At 72.3% G+C, this 19043-nt stretch carries 17 protein-coding genes; 12 read left to right on the forward strand and 5 right to left on the reverse strand.

Annotated features, from left to right (window positions below):
- Positions 1-23: 23 nt before the first annotated feature.
- A complete protein-coding gene (locus tag Val02_RS00350) occupies positions 24-1073 on the forward strand; it encodes a LacI family DNA-binding transcriptional regulator (protein ID WP_203896788.1) in 1050 nt (349 codons plus the stop codon).
- Here the strand turns inward: Val02_RS00350 and fxsT are convergent.
- Positions 1038-2996: an FxSxx-COOH system tetratricopeptide repeat protein gene (gene fxsT / locus Val02_RS00355; protein ID WP_239151142.1), complete on the reverse strand. Its 1959-nt coding sequence runs from the start codon at positions 2994-2996 to the stop codon at positions 1038-1040. The two genes, Val02_RS00350 and fxsT, sit on opposite strands and share 36 nt — an antisense overlap.
- A gap of 171 nt (positions 2997-3167) precedes the next feature.
- On the opposite strand from fxsT, the gene Val02_RS00360 reads away from it, so the two are divergent.
- Positions 3168-3494: a YciI family protein gene (locus Val02_RS00360; protein WP_203896790.1), complete on the forward strand. Its 327-nt coding sequence runs from the start codon at positions 3168-3170 to the stop codon at positions 3492-3494.
- Between the two features lie 32 nt (positions 3495-3526).
- Here Val02_RS00360 and Val02_RS00365 read toward each other — a convergent pair whose 3' ends face one another.
- Positions 3527-6820: a S8 family serine peptidase gene (locus tag Val02_RS00365; protein WP_203896791.1), complete on the reverse strand. Its 3294-nt coding sequence runs from the start codon at positions 6818-6820 to the stop codon at positions 3527-3529.
- 173 nt (positions 6821-6993) lie between these two features.
- Between Val02_RS00365 and Val02_RS00370 the strand changes: the two genes are divergently transcribed.
- The 10 genes from Val02_RS00370 (at position 6994) to Val02_RS00415 (ending at position 16214) form a co-directional block, all read left to right on the forward strand.
- Entirely contained in the window at positions 6994-7929 is a 936-nt protein-coding gene (locus Val02_RS00370; RefSeq protein WP_239151128.1) for an STM4015 family protein, read from the forward strand.
- 8 nt (positions 7930-7937) lie between these two features.
- On the forward strand, positions 7938-8885 hold the full coding sequence (locus Val02_RS00375; RefSeq protein ID WP_203896792.1) for an STM4015 family protein: 948 nt from the start codon (positions 7938-7940) through the stop codon (positions 8883-8885).
- Positions 8886-8887: 2 nt separating this feature from the next.
- Positions 8888-9970 (forward strand): STM4014 family protein, encoded by a 1083-nt coding sequence (locus tag Val02_RS00380; RefSeq protein WP_203896793.1) that lies wholly within the window; start codon positions 8888-8890, stop codon positions 9968-9970.
- Entirely contained in the window at positions 9958-10740 is a 783-nt protein-coding gene (locus Val02_RS00385; protein WP_203896794.1) for an STM4013/SEN3800 family hydrolase, read from the forward strand. The genes Val02_RS00380 and Val02_RS00385 overlap by 13 nt, the downstream gene beginning before the upstream one ends.
- The gene (locus Val02_RS00390; RefSeq protein WP_203896795.1) at positions 10737-12017 is read left to right on the forward strand and encodes an STM4012 family radical SAM protein; all 1281 of its coding nucleotides are present in this window, start codon (positions 10737-10739) and stop codon (positions 12015-12017) included. The genes Val02_RS00385 and Val02_RS00390 overlap by 4 nt, the downstream gene beginning before the upstream one ends.
- Positions 12014-12943: an STM4011 family radical SAM protein gene (locus tag Val02_RS00395; RefSeq protein ID WP_203896796.1), complete on the forward strand. Its 930-nt coding sequence runs from the start codon at positions 12014-12016 to the stop codon at positions 12941-12943. The genes Val02_RS00390 and Val02_RS00395 overlap by 4 nt, the downstream gene beginning before the upstream one ends.
- A gap of 100 nt (positions 12944-13043) precedes the next feature.
- The gene (locus Val02_RS00400) at positions 13044-13988 is read left to right on the forward strand and encodes a hypothetical protein (RefSeq protein ID WP_203896797.1); all 945 of its coding nucleotides are present in this window, start codon (positions 13044-13046) and stop codon (positions 13986-13988) included.
- The gene (locus Val02_RS00405) at positions 13985-14410 is read left to right on the forward strand and encodes an ABA4-like family protein (protein ID WP_203896798.1); all 426 of its coding nucleotides are present in this window, start codon (positions 13985-13987) and stop codon (positions 14408-14410) included. Before Val02_RS00400 ends, Val02_RS00405 begins: the two co-directional genes overlap by 4 nt.
- Complete coding sequence (locus Val02_RS00410) at positions 14407-15585, forward strand: sensor histidine kinase (protein ID WP_203896799.1); 1179 nt, start codon at positions 14407-14409, stop codon at positions 15583-15585. Before Val02_RS00405 ends, Val02_RS00410 begins: the two co-directional genes overlap by 4 nt.
- Positions 15582-16214, forward strand: coding sequence for a response regulator transcription factor (locus Val02_RS00415; RefSeq protein WP_203896800.1), 633 nt, complete (start codon positions 15582-15584; stop codon positions 16212-16214). Before Val02_RS00410 ends, Val02_RS00415 begins: the two co-directional genes overlap by 4 nt.
- A gap of 10 nt (positions 16215-16224) precedes the next feature.
- Here the strand turns inward: Val02_RS00415 and Val02_RS00420 are convergent, their stop codons facing one another.
- From Val02_RS00420 to Val02_RS00430, 3 genes are read right to left on the reverse strand one after another with little or no spacing between them, the layout of a single operon-like run.
- Positions 16225-17274 (reverse strand): hypothetical protein, encoded by a 1050-nt coding sequence (locus Val02_RS00420; RefSeq protein WP_203896801.1) that lies wholly within the window; start codon positions 17272-17274, stop codon positions 16225-16227.
- Positions 17271-17750 carry a SigE family RNA polymerase sigma factor gene (locus Val02_RS00425; RefSeq protein ID WP_203896802.1) on the reverse strand — a complete coding sequence of 160 codons (480 nt, stop codon included), beginning with the start codon at positions 17748-17750 and terminating at the stop codon, positions 17271-17273. Before Val02_RS00425 ends, Val02_RS00420 begins: the two co-directional genes overlap by 4 nt.
- A gap of 48 nt (positions 17751-17798) precedes the next feature.
- Positions 17799-18956 (reverse strand): cytochrome P450, encoded by a 1158-nt coding sequence (locus tag Val02_RS00430; RefSeq protein ID WP_203896834.1) that lies wholly within the window; start codon positions 18954-18956, stop codon positions 17799-17801.
- Positions 18957-19043: the final 87 nt, after the last annotated feature.

A 19043-nucleotide genomic window follows, 5' to 3' on the forward strand; every position in this document is an offset into this window, starting at 1 on the left:
TCAAGTTCTCCTGCCGGTAGGGTATGCCTGTGAAACGGCCGACCATCGCGGACATCGCCCGCCGCGCCGGAGTGTCCAAGGTGGCTGTCTCGTACGCCCTCAACGGACAGGCCGGCGTCTCCGAGGCGACCCGGCGGCGCATCCGCGCCATCGCCGACGAACTCGGCTGGAGCCCCAACACGGCCGCCCGCGCGCTCTCCGGCGCGAGCGCCTACGCGGTCGGACTCGTGGTCTGCCGCCCGGCCCGGATCCTCGGCGTGGAACCGTTCTTCATGCAGCTCATCTCCGGGTTCGAGACCGCGCTGTCGGCCCGCTCCTACGGACTCACGCTGCAGGTCGTCGCCTCCCTCGAGGCCGAGATCGAGGTGTACCACCGCTGGTGGGCCGAACGCCGCGTCGACGGCGTCATCCTCGTCGACCTGCGCGTCGACGACCCCCGCGTCCCGGTCCTGGAACATCTCGGCCTGCCCGCGATCGTCATCGGAAACCCGCGCGGCGCCGGCCGGATGGCGGGCGTCTGGTCCGACGACGCGGCCGCGCTGGTGGAGGTGGTGGACCACCTGGTGGGACTGGGGCACACCCGCATCGCCCGCGTCACCGGCCTCCCCGAACTCCTGCACACGCGGATCCGCGATGAAGCTTTCACGGCGGCGTGTTCCTCCGCGGGGGTCTCCGACTTCCGGCTGGTCGCCGCGGACTACACCGGTGAGTCGAGCGCGTCCGTGACGCGTGCGCTGCTGTCGTCGGCCGCGCCGCCCACCGCCCTGGTGTACGACAACGACGTGATGGCCGTGGCCGGATTGGGTGTGGCGCAGGAACTCGGGCTGTCCGTGCCTCGGGACGTGTCTCTCGTGGCGTGGGACGACTCGCCGCTGTGCCGGTTGGTGCATCCGGCGCTCACGGCGATCAGCCGGGACATACCGGCGTACGGGGCGCATGCGGCGCAGCGGTTGCTGGCGGCCATCGGTGGGGAGCCGGTCAGCGACTTCCAGGACACGACGCCGCATCTGGTGGTGCGGGGGAGCACGGCCGCCCCGTCACCCCATCCACCGCCGCCACCACGACCGCTGTGACGAGGCGTCCTTCAACTCCTCGACCGCCTTCAGGGTCTCCGGGTGGTCCTTCCCGAGGACGCGCCGACAATCGGCGACAACGTGTTTGTACTGGAGGACGGCCTCCTCGACCTTTCCCATCGCGACATGATCACCGGCGAGGCGGCGGCGGATACGAAGAGTCTCCAGGTGCTCCTTGCCGTACCATTTTCGGACCTGAGAGACGGCAGCCCGACGGTAGCGGAGTGCATCCGCCGCGCGTCCGGCCGTGCGATAGACGCTGGCCAACTCGCGGCCGGCCCAAAGCGTGATCAGGTGCTCGTCGCCGAGTGCCCGGCGGCAGTCGTCGAAAACCCGTTCTATGAGGTCGACGGCTGTGCCGACCTGGTGCGAAGCGCGGTAGGTCTTGGCGAGGTGAAGCCGGCTGACCAGCGTCTCCCAGTGATCGTCGCCGAACGTTCGCCGGTAGTCGGCGACGACTTCCTCCAGTCGTGCAGCGGCCTCCGTCGACCGCCGGATACGAATCAGGGCCTCCCCGAGGTGACGCCGAGCCCTGATGGTGCTGCGGTGTGTGCGACCCAGTGACCGCTCGTAGCAGGCGGCGACCTCTTCCAGCAGAGCCACGGCCTCCTCGGCACCGGTCTGCTCCAGATTCATTCGGTACAACGCGGCGTTGTGGACGAGCAAGAGCAGTGCCTGGTTGCGGCGCTGCGCGGGCATCGCGTTCCAGCACGCGTCGATGTGCGGGAGGAAGCTCTTCCAGCGTGGCCGGTCGGTGTCGACGTCCCGCAGGTATTGGGTGGGTGCCGCCGACGCGAGAAGGTTGACTGCCAAGGCGGGCCATTCGGTGGTCGCGGGTTGGAGATCGCGAGTCACCGCCTGGACCAGACGGTGCGTGCTGATCGTGTGGTCCTCGCGCCGCCGGACCATGTTGTGCGCGGCCAGCAGTTCGATCGCGTCGATGACTCTGTCGGGGTCGTCCGCGAGCGGGTACAGGACGTCCTGGGGGAGGCGTTCGGGGCCGAGCCACGCCACCACGTCGAGAATGCGGCGCGCCAGCGGGGACTGCTCGGTGATCGTTGCCATCGTCACCTGCCACACTTCGGCGAAGGTTCGCGTCGTGCGCCCGTCGCGCCCGCCGTGTCGGGAAACCTTCCCGAACCGTTCGGCGAGGGCGACCTGGTAGCTGCGGTAGTCCATGCCGGGCCGGCGGGTGATGTACGTGGCGGCCTGTTCCAGTGCCAACGGGAGGTCGCCGAGTTCCTCGGCCACCGCGTCCGCGCCGCTGCGGTCGGCGTTGCCGGTGAGCCTGATCAGAAGGTCCACGCTGGCCTTTCGGTCCAACTGCGCCAGGCGGAGCGGCTCCATGCCGAGAGCAGCCCATTCACCGGCGGACGGGTCGCGGCGCGTGGTCACCAGGATGTGGCCGTGTCCCGCCACCTGGCTGAGCAGCGGCGAGATGTGCGCGACCTCCTCCACGTTGTCCAGCACCAGCAGCCAGCCGGGGTGCGCTTGCAACCAGCCGATCGCCCACTGCTGGGCGTGCGTCGCCGCGACGGCGCACTGTAGTCGGGTGGTAATTCCGGTGAGTCCTTCTGAGATGTTGTCCGCATTGTCGGCGTTGATCCACCACACCAGCGGGAACCGCCGGCGATAGTCGCGTGCGTAGTGGAGGACGAGTTCGGTCTTGCCGATGCCGCCCAGCCCGTGGACGGCGACCTGGCTGTGGGCGGCGGACTGGCCCACCACCCCCGAACGGGTCCGGCCCAGCAACGCGTCCAGCTGATCGAGATCGCGCCCGACGAACTCGGTCGACGCCAGCGGCAGATTGTGCGCGCCCTCGGGCGGCGGAACGTCCTGCGGCGCCCGCACGGCCGCGGTGTACATCCAGGTGTTGTACTGGGTGATGTGCTGACCGGCGGCGTAGCCCTGGCCGGCCTGCATCGGCACGGTCCAGGTGTCGGAGGACGGTAGGGGCCCGGTCACGGCCATGGTCTATCACGCGGCGCCGGTGCCCGGGTGCGCTTCGGTGCGGGAACACCCGTACGGCGCGGTCGTGTCAATGACATCGGCGGGCTTCCGGAGCGGCACCCCACGCGTGCTTCCATGGGCGGCATGCGGTTCCTGATGACGATGAACGGCGGCGGCCCCGCCCCCGACGCGCGCCTGTACGCCGAGATGGCCCGCTTCGTGGACGAACTGAGCCGGGCGGGCGTTCTCGTCGCGACGGGTGGGCTGGGGATGACCGGTACGCACATGACGGCCCGCGGCGGCGCGGTCGCCTACGCGCACGGGCCCTACACCACGTCCCCCGAGACGATCGTCTCCTTCGCGCTGCTCGACGTGCGCACGAAGGAGGAGGCGATCGAGGTGAGCCGGCGGTTCTGGGCGATCGTCGGCGACGGCGAGGGTGACCTGCGGCAGGTGTTCGGGCCCGAGTAGCCGGACGGCCGAACACCCGCCGCAGCGCTCACCTACTTGATCGCGTACGCGTCGAGCACCGTTTCACTGACCGTGTTGCCGGCCGTGTCGGTGGACCTGGCGCGCAGGGACACCGTTCCCGGTGCGGCCGGGTGGGACAGGATCGCGATCCAGCCGCCGCCCGGCACCCGGAACACCGGCGCCGCCTTCCACGTCTTGCCGCTGTCGTAGGAGGCCTCGACCGTGAGCGACTTCGCCTTGCCGGCGCCCGAGTCGGCCTGGGCGCGCACGTTCACCGGGAGGACGAACGGCCGTCCCGCCGGCGCCGCACCGGACCCGTCGACCGCCGGCGAGAAGCCGATCGTCGACACGGCCAGCGGCGTGATCACCTCGTCGGAGACGAAGCCGGAGGTGAACTCCCACACGCCGCTCGTGGTCGTCGAGTACTTGTACGGTGCGCCCCGCACGTCGGTGACCTCGGCGCGGTAGCGGCCCGGTTCGGCCGGCACGTCGAAGATCATCGAGTCGGTCTGGGTGGACTCGCCGATGAGCACGCCGTCCTTGTACAGCGCCACGCGCATCTGCGACGCGGTGCCCGAACCGTAGTGCCCCGAACCGTCGGCGACCATCGGCACGCTGACGAGGAGTTCGTTGCCGAGCCGGGCGACGTAGAAGCCCTCCTTGCCGACCATCGGGCCGGAGACCGGCTGGTTCCACACCTCGGAGTAGGTGCGGCCGGGCCGGTAGGTGAGCGTGTCGGACACGATGAGCGTGTAGGCCTCGGCGCCGTCGTACTCGTCCATGTCGGTGCTCCAGGTGACGTCCGGGTCACCGCCGAAGTACTCGGTGCGCACCACCGGCGGGTGGAACTCCGGGAACGCCGACCCGCCGAACGGCAGGTCCGGCACGGCCGCGTAGACGCCCCGGGTGGAGACCGGCGTGCCGGTCATCGAGGCCCGGTAGTCGACCTTGACCTTGGCGAGGTCGCGCTGGCGCAGCGTGCGGGACAGGCCGACGGGGAACTTCCCGCGCACCGCCCAGGCGCCGTTGTACTGGTACGGGCTGTCGGCGAAGGAGCCGTCCGCGGCGGGTTTGCCGAACTGCACCGACACCTTCGTCACGAAGTGGTCGAGGGAGGGGTTGCCGCCCGCGGCCCCCAGGTAGAGGCTGTCGAACGTCGCCGTCGCCGCCCCGAGCGCGAATCCCGTCTCGGGATCGTCGAGCCCGGCGACGGCCAGCACGTGGAACTCCTTCGCGCCGGCCTCGGGCGCCGGCACCTTCACCGGCTTGGCGGCCCGTGCGTCGAGCGTGACCGTGCGGGCGGCGCTCACGTCGAGCACCGTCTGCACCACGAACGAGATCTTCGGGTTCTCGCTGTCGGCCTCGTCGAGGATCTGCGAGAAGACCGAGTAACGCCCCTTGGGCACCCGTGTCTCGGCGGTCCCGTCGGGGTCGTACGCGTCGACGACCACCGGCGCGTCGAGGCCGATCAGCAGCGTGAACGAGTCCTCCGGCACACCGCCGGCGCGGCTGATCGTCCTGACCGTGACGTCGTAGCTCTCGACCTCCTTCTCCACCCCGAACGGCACCCGGGTCACCACGGCGCCGCCGGAACTGGCCACGAGGAAGCCGCCGTGCAGCCCGTCGGGCACGTTCGCCCGGGTGTCGGCGGTGAGCGTGACCGGCGCCGTGCCGCCGGCCGGGATGGTGACGCTGGAGCGGTCGGCGGTGAAGACGCCCGCGCCGCTGGTCGCCTGCACGGCCAGGTCGAGCGTGACCGCGGTGCTGCCGCCGTTGGCGAGCGTGACGGTGCGCGTGACCGGGGTGTCGTCGCCGTGCGGCCACAGCGCCCGGCCGAAGCTGGCGCTCGGCGGCGTGGCGGTGACCCGCTGGTCGATGGTGCGCGCCAGGTCGAGCATGCCGGCGCCCTGGGCGTAGACGCTCACCGCGGGGTCGGGTCGGGCGGCCGCCATCAGGGTCGACTTGAGGCCGGCGGCTTTCAGGTCGGGCCGCTGCTGGGCCAGGATCGCGGCGCCACCGGCGACGTGCGGGGTGGCCATGGACGTTCCCGAGAAGGAGACATAGGAGCCCGAACCGGAACTGTCGCCACTGCGCGCGGCCACGATCCCCACGCCGGGGGCGGTGATGTCGGGCTTGACGGCGCTGTCGCCGGTGCGCGGACCGCGACTGGAGAACGGCGCCAGCTTGCCCTGCTTGTCGACGGCGCCCACGGTCAACGCCGCGTCGGCGCTGCCGGGCGAGCCGATGCTGCGCTCGCTGCCGGCGTTGCCGGCGGCGATGACGAACAGCGCGCCGTACTGTTCCGTGAGGTCGGCGACGGCCTGCTCGAGCGGGTCGGTGCCCGGGGTGTCGCCGCCGCCGAGGCTCATGTTGACGACCTTGGCGTGCTGCTCGGCGACGGCCCACTGCATGCCGGCGACGATCGCCGACTCGGGGCAACCGAACGGCAGGCAGACCTTGGCGTTGACCAGGTTCGCCCCGGGTGCCACGCCCTTGTACTTGCCGCCGGAGGCGGCACCGGTGCCGGCGATCGTGGACGCCACGTGCGTGCCGTGGCCGACGACGTCGCGCAGGTCCTCCGCGCCGGTGAAGTCCTGCGCCGCGACCACCTTGCCGGCGAGGTCGGGGTGGTTGCCGTCGATGCCGCTGTCGACGACCGCGACGGTGACGCCGGTGCCGGTGAACCCGGCCGCCCACGCCGTCGGCGCGCCGGTCAGCGGCACGCTCACGTCGAGCGTGGGGTGGAGCAGTGCGTCGATCCGGAAGGTCGGGGCCTCCGCACGGGTCCCGGCCGCCTTGATCGTGTTCCACGTGTCGGCGAGCGCGGCCCGGTCGGCGCTCACGGCCGCCCCGCGCGCCCCGGGCAGTTCCCGGGTCACCTTCATCTTCGCGGGAACGCCCGCGCGCGCGGCCGCCACTCCGGAGTTGCCCTGGCCGGCGCCGGTGACGATGAGCGGCACGTCGGGACGCCGGTCGTCGTAGCCCCACTCGACCAGGGAGGTCACGTCGAAGAGCCGCGCGTCGAGCTTGCCCGCGCGGATCATCGGCATTGCGTCGGCCGGCACGACGTGCAGGTGCCCGTCCACCCGCCGCACGCTGAACGGCACCTTCTCCCGACCCTTGGCGCGCTGGATGCCGAACCGGTCGGTGCCGGTGAACCGCACCCGGTCGCCGGTGATCAGGGTTACGCTGCGCGTGTCTCCGGTGGAGGCGGCCTCTTCCAGCGCCGACCCGGGCGCGGCGAACGCCTGCTGCGGCACGACGGCCAGCGCCGTGACGAGCGTGCCGACGGCGGCTCCCGCGGTGATCCTTCGTCTCAGACCCATCGCCTCTCCTGTCTACGACTTCTACGTCGGTGCATATATATAGACGTTGATTGGTGGCGATTCGGTTTGTCCTGATCCGGTTTTCCTCCCGTTCGGGCACGCGTCCTGAGAAAAATGTCCGAGGGGGCTGCTAGCGTGCCGGCGTCCGAACGAGCGAGACGGGGGGCGCCCGCGTGGCGGTCAGGGTGTACAGGCACTGCGAGAGCTTCGGCGGCCTGCCGGTGCGGGTCTTCGCGCCGGACGACGAGGAGCTCGGGGAGCCGTCGGCGTTCGCCTGGCGGGTCGAGGAGGCCGGCTATCCGGCCCCGGTCGGTGGGTTCGAGGGGAAGCTGGCCGCGCTGGCCGAGCGGGGCGGCGACGCGGTGCGCTCCCTGGTGCTGGGCACGTGGGGCTTCGCGGACGGCAACGCGTTCCCGCTCGAGGCGCTGCTCGACGTGGCGCCGCGGCTCACCGGGCTGCGCGCGCTGTTCCTCGCCGACCTGACGCCGGAGGAGTCGGAGATCTCCTGGATCGAGCACGACGACATCACGCCGCTGTTCGCCGCGTTCCCTGCGCTGGAGGCGCTGCGGGTGCGCGGTTCGGTGCTGCTGTCGCCCGTGGCGCACCCCGCGCTGACCGAGCTGGCGTTCGAGTCGGGCGGCCTGCCGTCGGAGACCGTCCGCGCGCTCGGCGACTGCGACCTGCCCGCGCTGCGCCACCTGGAGCTGTGGCTCGGTGTGCCCGAGTACGGGGGCGACACCGAGGTCGACGACCTGGCCGGGGTGCTCGAGGGCGGGCTGCTGCCGGCGTTGGAAAACCTCGGGCTGTGCAACTCGCCGGTCAGCGACGCGCTGGCGGCCGCCGCGGTGGACGCCCCGATCACCGCCCAGCTGGACGTGCTGGACCTGTCGCTGGGCACGCTCGGCGACACGGGCGCCGAGGCGCTCATCGCCGGCCGGGCGAAGCTCGCCCACCTGCAGCGGCTCGACCTGCACCACCACTGGATCACGCCGGAGGCGCGGGCCCGACTGGTCGCGGCGCTGCCCGGCGTCGAGGTGGACCTGTCCGAGTTCATCCGGCCGGGGCTGTACGAACGCAAAGACCGCCGCTACACGGCCGTATCGGAATAGAGCGCACCATGACTTTTCACCGGCATGCGACGGAGTTCGCGGGGCTGCCCGTCGTGGAGTACCGGCCGGGCGAGCGACCGCCCACTGTGGACGGTCCGGTCGCCTGGCGCTACTCGTTCTGGGACTTCGACGACAACGACCGCTTCTCCGACGGGTTCCGGGACGGCTTCGAGGCGTTCGTGGACGCGGTCGGGCCGCGCGTCGAGGCGCTGGTGATCGGCGCGTGGGGGTACGCGGCGTTCAACCCGGCGCCGATCCCGCAGCTGTGCCGGGTGGCGCCCCGCCTGCACCGGCTGACGGCGCTCTTCCTCGGCGACATGACCAGCGAGGAGTGCGAGGTCTCCTGGATGAAGGTGGGCGACGTCAGTCTCCTGCTCGACGCCTACCCCGACCTTGAGGTGCTGCGCGTGCGCGGCTGCGGCGAGGAGCTGGAGTTCCGGCCGGTGACGCACGCGCGGCTGCGGTCGCTGGCGTTCGAGAGCGGGGGACTGTCCCGGGACGTGGTCGGCGCCGTCCTGCGCAGCCGCCTCCCCGCCCTCACCGACCTCGAACTGTGGCTCGGCGTCGACGACTACGGCGGCGACGTCACCGTGGACGACCTCGCGCCGCTGCTGTCCGGGGAGAAGTTCCGCGGGCTGCGCTCGCTGGGGCTGCGCAACGCCGAGCACGCGGACCGCCTCGCCGGCGCGCTGGCCGTGGCGCCGGTCGTTCAGCGGCTGACCCGGCTCGACCTGTCGCTCGGCACGCTCGGGGACAAGGGGGCACAGGTGCTGCTCGCCGGGCAGCCGCTGGAGCACCTGGAGGAGTTGGACCTGCACCACCACTACCTCTCCGACGCGGCCGCGGCGCAGCTCGTCCGCGCGCTGCCGGGCGTGCGGGTCGACGTGTCCGAGCAGCAGGAGCCCGACGACGACGGTGACGGCGAGGAGTACCGCTACCCCGCCGTGACGGAGTGAACGTGGACCTCACCGTCGTGGGCAACCCGGACAACCGGCGGGTGACCCTGTTCCTGGCGGCGGCGCGGCGGCGCCGGCTGCCCGCGCCCGAGGTGCTGCCCTGGCGGGACGTGCTCGCCGGCGCCCGGCCCGCGCGCGGTGCGCTCCTGCGCATCGACTCGCCCGGCGAGGACCCTGAGGTCGACCGGTTGCTGCGCGGCGCCGCGACGCCGGCGAGACACGGGGAGCTTATCGGGACGGCCGCCGCGTACCGCGGGCTGGTGCGCGCCGCGCGGGCGCTGGAGGCCGCGGCCGGGACCGTGCTCAATCCGGCCGACGACATCGCGGTGCTGTGCGACAAGCGGCGCTGCCACGCGGTGCTGCGGGCGGCGGGCGTTCCCGTCCCGGCGGCGCTTCCGTCCACGGTGGACGGTTATCCGGCGCTGCGGGCCGCCATGCGCGACGCCGGCTGGTCGCGGGTGTTCGTCAAGCCGGCGTACGGGTCGTCGGCGGCCGGGGTCGTCGCGTTGCAGGTCACCGGGACCCGGATCGCCGCCGTCACGCCGGTCGAGACGGCCGGTGGTGCGATGTTCAACTCGCTGCGGGTGCGGCGGTACACCCGGGAGGCCGACGTCGCCTCCATAGTGGACCGGCTGGCGCCGGACGGGTTGCACGTCGAACGCTGGTTCCCCAAGGCGGGGCTCGACACCGGCGTGCTCGACCTGCGCGTCGTCGTGATCGCCGGCCGCGCGACCCACGCCGTGGTGCGCACCGGACCCGGCCCGATGACCAACCTGCACCTCGGCAACGCCCGCGGCGATCTCGACGCCGTCAGGCACGCCACCGGCCCGGCCGGTTGGGCGGCGGCCATGCAGACCTGCGAACGGGTCGCCGCGTGCTTCCCGCGCAGCCTGCACGTCGGCGTGGACCTGATGTTCTCGGTGGACTGGCGGGCGCACGCGGTCGCCGAGGTAAACGCGTTCGGGGACCTGCTGCCGGGCCTGCTCGCCGACGGGCGGGACACCTACACCGAGGAGTTGCACGCGCTGGCCACCGGCCGGTACCGGGCCTTCGCCGAGCGGAGCGCGATGGCATGCGCCGCCTGATCCCGAGCCACGACCTGCTGTTCGTCACCCTCGACACGCTGCGCTACGACGTTGCCGTCGACCTGTGGGAGCGCGGGCGCACCCCGGCGTTCGCCCGCGTGCTGCGCTGGGAACGCCGCCACACCCCGGCCAGCTTCACCTACGCGGCCCATCACGCGTTCTTCGCCGGCTTCCTGCCGACGCCGGTCGCACCTGGCCCGCACCAGCGCCGTTACGCGGCGGCCTTCCCCGGCAGCGCGACGTCGGGCGAGGACACCTGGGTCTTCGCGGCCGCCGACCTGCCCACCGCGCTCGCCGAGGCCGGGTACCACACCGTGTGCGTCGGCGGCGTCGGCTTCTTCAACGGCCGGGGCGCGCTCGGCTCCGTCCTGCCGGGCCTCTTCGCGGAGGCGCACTGGGAGCCGGCGTTCGGGGTGACGGCACCGGACTGTCTGGACGCCCAGCTCGACCGCCTGGCCGAGGTCGTCGCGCGGGTGCCGGGGCAGCGGCCGCTCTTCACGTTCCTGAACGTCGCCGCGCTGCACCAGCCCAACCGCCACTACCTGCCGGACGCCCCGCAGGACACGGTGGACAGTCACGCCGCCGCGCTGGAGTACGTCGACAGCCGGTTCGATCGGCTCCTCGCGACCGTCCACAGAGGACGGCCGGTCCTCGTCATCGTCTGCTCCGACCACGGCACCGCCTACGGCGAGGACGGGCACGAGGGGCACCGCGTCGGGCACGAGGTCGTCTGGACCGTGCCGTACGCCGACTTCGTGGTGCCCGCATGAACATTCTCGACGGCACGCCCTACGCCGGATACCTGTACGCGTATCCGCACAAGAGCGCGTACCGGCCGCTGGTGCCGCGCCCCGCGCTGCGTGACGTGTGGCGCGACGAACCGACGGACGCGCTGTTCCTGTACGTGCACGTGCCGTTCTGCGAGATGCGCTGCGGGTTCTGCAACCTCTTCACGCGGGCCCGCCCGCCGGCCGCGCAGGTGAGTGCGTACCTGGCGCAGCTGCGCAGTCAGGCGGCACGGGTGACCGATGCGCTCGGCGACGGCGCCCGGTACGCGCGCGCGGCGTTCGGCGGCGGCACGCCCACCTATCTCACCGCGGCCGAGCTGGAGGAGCTGTTCGGGATCGCGGGCGTGGCCGGGGTTCCGCTCTCCGTGGAGACGTCACCGGCGACGGCCACCCCGGACCGGCTGGCCGTCCTCGCCGCGCACGGCACCACGCGGGTGAGCATGGGCGTGCAGAGCTTCCTCGACGTCGAGGCCCGTGCGGCGGGTCGCCCGCAGCGCCGCACCGAGGTCGAGGCGGCGCTTTCGGCCGTTCGGGCACACGACTTCCCGATCCTCAACGTCGACCTGATCTACGGCATCGACGGCCAGACGCCGGACACCTGGGCGGAGAGCCTCGACGCCGCCCTGAAGTGGCGCCCCGAGGAGCTGTACCTGTACCCGCTGTACGTGCGCCCGTTGACCGGACTGGGCCGCCGCGCGCACACCCCGGCGGACTGGGACACCCAGCGCCTGACGCTGTATTGGCAGGCGGTGGAGACGTTGACCGACGCCGGCTACGAACAGCGCTCGATGCGGCAGTTCCGCCTGGCCGGTGTGCCGGACGCCGAGGACGAGTACTCCTGTCAGGACGACGGGATGGTGGGACTCGGCTGCGGTGCCCGTTCGTACACGCGGGCCCTGCACTACTCGTTCGACTACGCGGTGAGTGTGCGGGAGGTGCGCGGTGTGCTCGACGACTATCTGAACCGCCGGCCGGAGGAGTTCGCGTTCGCCGAGTACGGGTTCGCGCTGGACGCCGGTGAGCAGCGCCGCCGCTGGCTCCTGAAGTCGTTGCTCCGCGCGGAGGGCGTGGACGCCGACGCGTACCGGAGGCGGTTCCGGGAGGATCCGCCGGCGCTTCCCGAACTGGTGGAGCGCGGCTGGGCCACCGGCGACGGCACGCGGCTCACCCCGCAAGGGCTGGCCCACTCCGACGCGATCGGCCCCTGGCTCGTCTCGGACGCGGTCCGCCACGCCATGGCGGAGAACGCGCCCCGATGACTGTCCGCGGACGTGGCAGCGAAGCGGTGCGGCTGGGAACTGCGGTCGCGCCCCCGGCGGACGCGCGACACGAAGCAATTGAAGTATTGACGATTTTGTATCGCGGCCCGCTCGCGAGTTGCAATTACGACTGCGCCTACTGCCCATTCGCGAAACGCCGTGACCCGCCCGCGCTGCTGCGCGCGGACCGGGCGGCACTATCTCGTTTTGTCGATTGGGTCGAGGAAAACCGCATCCCCATGCGCATTCTCTTCACGCCGTGGGGCGAGGGACTGACGCGCCGCTGGTACCGCGACGCGATCGTCCGGATGTCCCACCTCCCGCACCTGGACCGGGTCGCCATCCAGACCAACCTCGCCGCCCGCGTCGGTTGGCTGGCCGCCGCCGACCGCACCCGCGTCGCGCTCTGGACCACCTTCCATCCCACCCAGATCTCGATGGAACGCTTTCTCGCCCGCTGCGGCGAGCTGTCGGATTCCGGCGTCCGTTATTCCGTCGGGGTGGTGGGCCTGCCGGCGCAGCTGGCGGACGCCCGGGCCCTGCGCGCGGCGCTGCCGAAGGACGTCTATGTGTGGATCAACGCCGCCGACGGGCACACCTATTCGCCGGCCGAGGAGAGGGAGTGGACGGCGATCGACCCGCTCTTCGGTCACAGCGTGCGGCCGCACATTTCCCTCGGGCGGCCCTGTTTCGCCGGGGAGGACGCCATTTCGGTGCGCGGCGACGGGACCGTGCGCCGCTGCCATTTCATCGACGAGCCGATCGGCAATCTCTACGACGGCAGTTGGCGGGCCGGCCTGAAGCCGCGCACCTGCGTCAACGCCACCTGCGACTGCCACATCGGATACGTGCACCTGAAACCGCTCGGGCTGCGCGACGTGTTCGCGGGCGGGCTGATCGAACGCATCCCCGCCGCGTTCCCCTAGGGTTTCTCCTACCACGGTAGGAGGGGCGGGCCGTACCGGCGGCCACCGGACCGGCCCGCGGTCGGGCGATTTCGATCGTTCGCGATCAGAGGCTGTCGGCATGACTACCCCGTTGCGCCGGGCGGCCACGTGGAACCGCCCGCTGATGGTCCTCGCCGCGGCGATGGCCCTGCTGTCGATCGTCGCCACGGTGGCGATCTTCGCCGACTCCCGCATCCTGCTGGGCGCGCCGATCTGGCTCAAGTCGTGGAAGTTCGCCGTGTCGATCGCGATCTACTCGGTGACGCTGGCGTGGATGCTGTCCCTGCTCCCGCGCCGCAGTCGCTGGGCCGACCGGGCCGTCGTGGTCATCGTCGCCGCGTTCGTCGTCGAGATGGTGATCATCGTGGGGCAGGTGCTGCGCGGCCGGGCGAGCCACTTCAACGAAGGTACGCCGCTGGACGCCATGCTGTTCAGGGTCATGGGCGCCTCGATCATGATCCTGTGGTTCGCGCACCTGGCGATCGCCGTGATACTGGCGCGGCAGACCCTCGGGGACCGGGCCGCGTCGTCCGGCGTGCGGCTCGGGCTGGCCGGTTCGCTGCTCGGCATGCTCGCGGCCATCCCGATGACGATCCCGCGCCCCGGCATGGTCGGCCTCGGCGGCGCGCACGCGGTCGGCACCGCCGACGGCGGTCCCGGACTGCCCGTCGTGGGCTGGAGCACGATCGGCGGGGACCTGCGGATCGGCCACTTCGTGGGGCTGCACGCGCTGCAGGCGTTGCCGCTGCTGGCCCTGGCGCTGACGCTGCTGGCGCGGCGGTTCCCGGTCCTGGACGACGCCGCCCGGCTGGCGCTGGTGCGCATCGGCGGGGCCGGGTACATGGTGCTGACGGTGCTGCTGAGCGTGCAGGCGCTGCGCGGGCAGCCGCTGCTGCGGCCGGACGCGGCGACCGCGCTGGGCTTCACGGCGCTGGCGGCGGCCGTGGTGGGCGGCGTGGCCGTCACCCTCACCGCCGCTTCCCGCCGGGCGTGCACCCCGTCGCTCGCGGGGGTCCCCCGGTGACCGAGTTTCTGTTCGAACTGACGTTCCTGGTGGCCGCGCCGTTCTGGGCACTGATGATCGTGCTGCCCGGGTGGGCGTGGACCGCCAGGATCGTCCGCTCGCCGCTGATCGTGCTGCCGCCGGTGCTCGTCTACGCGGTGCTGGTGCTGCCGGCCGTCGGCGACATCCTGCCGGCGGTGGCAAATCCGTCGCTGCCCGGCATCCGCGAACTGTTCGCCGGTGCGACCGGTGCCGCGGCGGTGTGGGCGCACGTGATCGCGTTCGACCTGTTCGTCGGGCGCTGGATCTGGCTCGACGCCCGCGAGCGGAACGTCCCGTGGTGGATCGTCTCGCCGCTGCTGGTACTGGTGATCATGCTCGCCCCGTTGGGCCTGCTGTTGTACCTGGGCATATGTCGGCGCTGGCCTAGAGTGCACACGTGAGCTGGGGGAGCAGGTTCTTCGAGGAACGGTACGCGTGGCTGCGGCTCCTGCTCCTCGACCTCAGCGGCGTCGCGTACCTGACGCTGCACCCGCTGACCCACGCGCCCGGCTGGCGGGAGTGGGCCGTGGGTGGCGTCGCCTTCGCCGGCGCGCTGATCACCTACCGGATGCCGTTCGCCGGTTCGCTGGTGCAGAGCTTCCTGCTCCTCCTGTCGCACGTGGCCGACATCGACCCGACGATCAGCCGGGTCGGTTCCACCTGGGCCCTCCTGGAACTGGCGATGCGGGCCCGCCGCCCGTGGCACGTCACGGCCGGCGGGCTCACCGTCTTCGCCGCCTACGTGGTCGACGTGATCGGCGACTCCCCGCTGGAGATCGCCGGTTCGCTCATGGGCATCGCGCCGATCGTCGCCCTGCCGATCCTGTTCGGCCTCAACATCCGCAACTCCCGCGAGCTGGCCCGCCGCGCCCGCGAACAGGTCGAGGAGGAGCGCCGCCGCCTGGAGTCGGAGAGCCGCGCCACCCGGGCCGACGAGCGCAGCACCGTCGCCCGCGAACTCCACGACGTCGTCGCCCACCACGTCGCCTCGATGGTGCTGCGCGTCGGCGTGGCCCGACACGTGCTGCCCGACGTCGACCCGCGGGTCACCGAGGTCTTCGACGACGTGCACGGGACCGGCACCGCCGCCCTCGCCGACCTGCGCCGGCTGGTGGCCGTGCTGCGCAACCCCGACGGGCCGCGCAAGGACGCCGCGCTGACCGCGATCGAGCCCGGTTCGCTGCCGGCCGCGCTCGGCGCCGCCGTCGAACGGGCCCGCGGCACCGGCATCGTCGTCGACGCCGACATCGCCCCGGAGGTCGGTACCCTCGACGCGGTGCGCGGCATGGCCGTGCTGCGGTTGACCCAGGAGGCGCTGACCAACGTGGCCAAGCACGCCGGTGCGCAGGCGAACGTCCGCCTGCGCGTGACCCTCGACGCCGACGCGCTGCACTGGGAGGTCCAGGACGACGGCGGCACGGGCACGGCATCCACGGCGAAGCCGGTCGGCGGCGGCCACGGCATCACCGGCATGCGCGAACGCGTGGAGGTCCTCGGCGGCCGCCTCGACGCCGGCCCGCACGCGACCGGCTGGCGCGTCAAGACGGTGCTGCACCCGCCGGGCTCAGAGTCATGATCAGAATTCTGCTGGCGGACGACCAGCACCTGGTGCGCGCCGGCCTGCGGATGCTGTGCGACTCCGCGCCCGACATGGAGGTCGTCGGCGAGGCCGAGAACGGCCGCGAGGCGGAGCGGCTGGCCGAACAGGTGCACCCCGACGTGGTGGTGATGGACCTGAACATGCCGGGCGTCGACGGGATCAGCGCCACCGGGCGGATCCTCGCGCAGCGGCCGTCGACCCGGGTGCTGGTGCTGACGACGTTCGGGGACGACGATCACCTGTACCCGGCGTTGACGGCCGGCGCGTGCGGCTTCCTGCTCAAGGACGCCGCCCCGACGGAGTTGCTCGACGGCATCCGGAAGGCGGCTGCCGGCGAGAGCCCGTTCAGCCAGGCGGTGCTGCAGCGGCTGGTGCGCCGCGCGGTGCAGGCCCGTGAGGTGACGCCGGCGCCGGTGCGCGGCCTGACCGCCCGGGAACGCGACGTGCTGCGCCTGGTCGGCGAGGGGTTCACCAACGCGGAGATCGCCGAACGCCTGCACATCGGCATCACGACGGTGAAGACCCACATCACCGCGCTGATGGCCAAGACCGACAGCCCCAACCGGGTGCGCCTCGCCCTGGTCGCCGGCACCGCAGAGCTCTGACCCCCGCCGCTCAGCCGAACGGACCCGTCGGCCACGACTCCATGTCGAGCACGTCGTCGACCGGTCGGATCGCGCCCACCAGCGCCGTCATGACGGCCTCGTCCGGCGCGCCGAACCCCCACACGTACGCCGTCGCCTCGCCGGCCGGCACCTCCCAGCCGGCCTTCGCCGGGCTCGGCGGCGGCGTCATCCGGGCCGGAACGCGGGTGATCCGCTGGGCCGGCATACCCGACGCGGCGACCTGCGCCTGCGTCATCGCCACCTGGTACTCCGTCTGCGGGTCCCCGCCGATCGACAGCCACACCTCGCCCCACGGCCCCAACGCGATCGGCAGCACCGTCGGCTTCGGTGAACCGCGCGCGTACAGGACGGTGAAGTGGGTGGCGCACTTGACGAGCGTCGTCGCCTCGAAGCCGACCAGCCGGAACGGCACCGCGCACCGGAACACCCGGTCCAGCCGCACGGACTCGGCGATCCGCAGCGCGTCGGCGGCGTCGACCCCGGAACGCACCTGGGCCCACAGGCCGGGCGCGGGTTGCCAGCGCACCATGTGCCGGTCGCCGTAGTCGGTCGTCTCGGCGGTGTTCCCCCACACCATGGCCGAACCGGTCACGCCGCCGCGCTGCGCCAGCGTCTGCGGGTCGCGGGAGAGCTCGATGCGCACCTCGCCGCCTTCGGACGTCTCCGCGACCAGTTCCTCGTGGCCGTTGCGGCCGCTGCTCCAGGCGACGCTGCTCCAGCCGCGCAGGTCGGCGACGTCGAGGTGGAAGAGCGTCGGGTCGCTGCCGACGACCTCGGGCGCCTCGATCGCGTTCATCCCGCCGGTGGCCGGTGGTCGGGCCGCCGCCGTCTCCGGGATCGGGACGGTGCCGCGGTTGCCGGGCCACCAGGCGGAGGAGCCGATCAGCAGCGTCGTCGCCGCGAGCACGCTCAGCAGGGCGGCGCCGACCCGGCGGTTCTGGCGGTGCCGGGCACCGGCGTGGACGGCGGTCAGCAGCTGCTCGATGCGCTCGTCGCCCTCGGCGTTCTCCCGCAGGGCGGCAACGATCACGTCGTTCATCGGAGGCTCCCTTCGCGGGCGCGCAGGGCGGCGAGCCCACGCATGATGTGGGTGCGCACCGTGACCGGGGAGCAGTTCAGGATCTCGGCTATCGCGACGTCGTCGAGGTCCTCGTAGTAGCGCAGGACGACCGCGACGCGCTGGTTCGTCGGCAGCAGCCGGATCTGGCGCCAGATCGCGTCCCGGGCGGCCGTCTCCGCGCCGATGTCGGCCCGGTCGGCCCGTTCGACGCGGGTGTCCCCGTCGACGAGTTCCGCGCTGGAACGCTTGCGGCGCCACGAGATGTGCGCGTTGACCAGCATCTGGCGCAGGTACACGTCCGGCCGGCCGCCGGCGACGATGCGCCCCCACCGGGGGAACGCCTTCGTCAGCACCTCCTGCACCAGATCCTCGCCGAGGTGCCGGTCGCCGGCGATGAGGCGGGCCAGCCGGACGAGGGCCGGCCCGCGCACTCGCACGTAATCGTCGAACGTCACGGATAACGCACGCGCCGGGACGCGCCGTCCGTTGACAGCCGGCGGGGATCAGGTGGTGGTGACGGGCAGCTGCGTGAGGCCGCGGATGCTGAGGCTGTCGCGCTGCGTGGGCTTGCCGTCGAGCGCCAGGTCGGGAAAGCGACGCAGCAGGGCCGGGAACGCCACCTGCGCCTCCAGCCGGGCGAGCGGCGCACCCAGGCAGTAGTGGATCCCGCCGCCGAACGACAGCGGCCCGTTGTCGCTGCGGTCGAGGCGCAGCGTCTCCGGATCCTCGAAGCGCCGCGGGTCCCGGTTGCCCGCGCCGAGGTACGCCACCATCCGCGAACCGGGCTCGTGCTCCACGCCGCCGAGCGTCACCGGCTGGAACACGAGGCGGCTGGAGAGCTGCACCGGCGTGTCCCAGCGCAGCAGCTCCTCGACGGCGCTCGGGGCCAGCTCCGGGCGTTCCCGCAGAAGGGCCGCCTGGTCGGGGTGGGTGAGGAGCGCGACCAGGCCGTTGGCGAGCAGGTTGGTGGTCGTCTCGAACCCGGCGATGAACAGCAGGCCCGCCATCACCAGCAGCTCGTCGGTGCTCAGGCGGTCGCCGGCCTCCTCGTGCGCGACGAGCGCGCTGAGCAGGTCGTCACCGGGTGCGCGGCGGCGCTCCTCGACCAGCCCGGAGAGATACTCGCGGACGGTGGCGGCGGCCTTGTCGGCGGTGGCCAGCACCTCCGGTGTGATGATCTCGAAGACCTGCGTCCAGTCCCGGGTCAGCGTCTGGAACTGCGCCCGGTCCGGCTCGGGGATACCGAGCAGCTCGCCGATCACGTTGACCGGCAACGGGAACGCGAACGCCGACACGAACTCGACCGGCCCGTCCATCCGCTCCAGCAGCTCGTCGACCATCTCCTCGATCCGCGGCCGCAGCGCCTGCACCCGCCGCGCCGTGAACGCCCCGCTGACCAGCCGCCGCAGCCGGGTGTGATCCGGCGGGTTCTGCTGCAGCATGCTCGTGAAGAGGTTGTACAGCGCGGGGTGATCGGCCCAGTCCGCCAGCCCGATCAGGCCGAGCGCCTCCTGCGGCGGGTGGCCGAGGCGCTGGTCCCGGAACATCGTCGTGATGTCGGCGTAGTGGGTGAGCACGAGCGCGCCGTCCTGGGCCCGCAGCACCGGCGAGATCTCGCGCAGCCGTGCGTAGCGCGGGTAGGGGTCCTCGCGGCCGACCATGCGGGTCAGCTCGTCCAGCAGGGTATCGACTTCGGCGTTCGCCACGACACTCGTCACGCGCACTACGGTACTTGTCCCGCGATGTGA

This window comes from Virgisporangium aliadipatigenens (genome assembly GCF_016863615.1).
In the GTDB taxonomy this organism is placed as follows: domain Bacteria; phylum Actinomycetota; class Actinomycetes; order Mycobacteriales; family Micromonosporaceae; genus Virgisporangium; species Virgisporangium aliadipatigenens.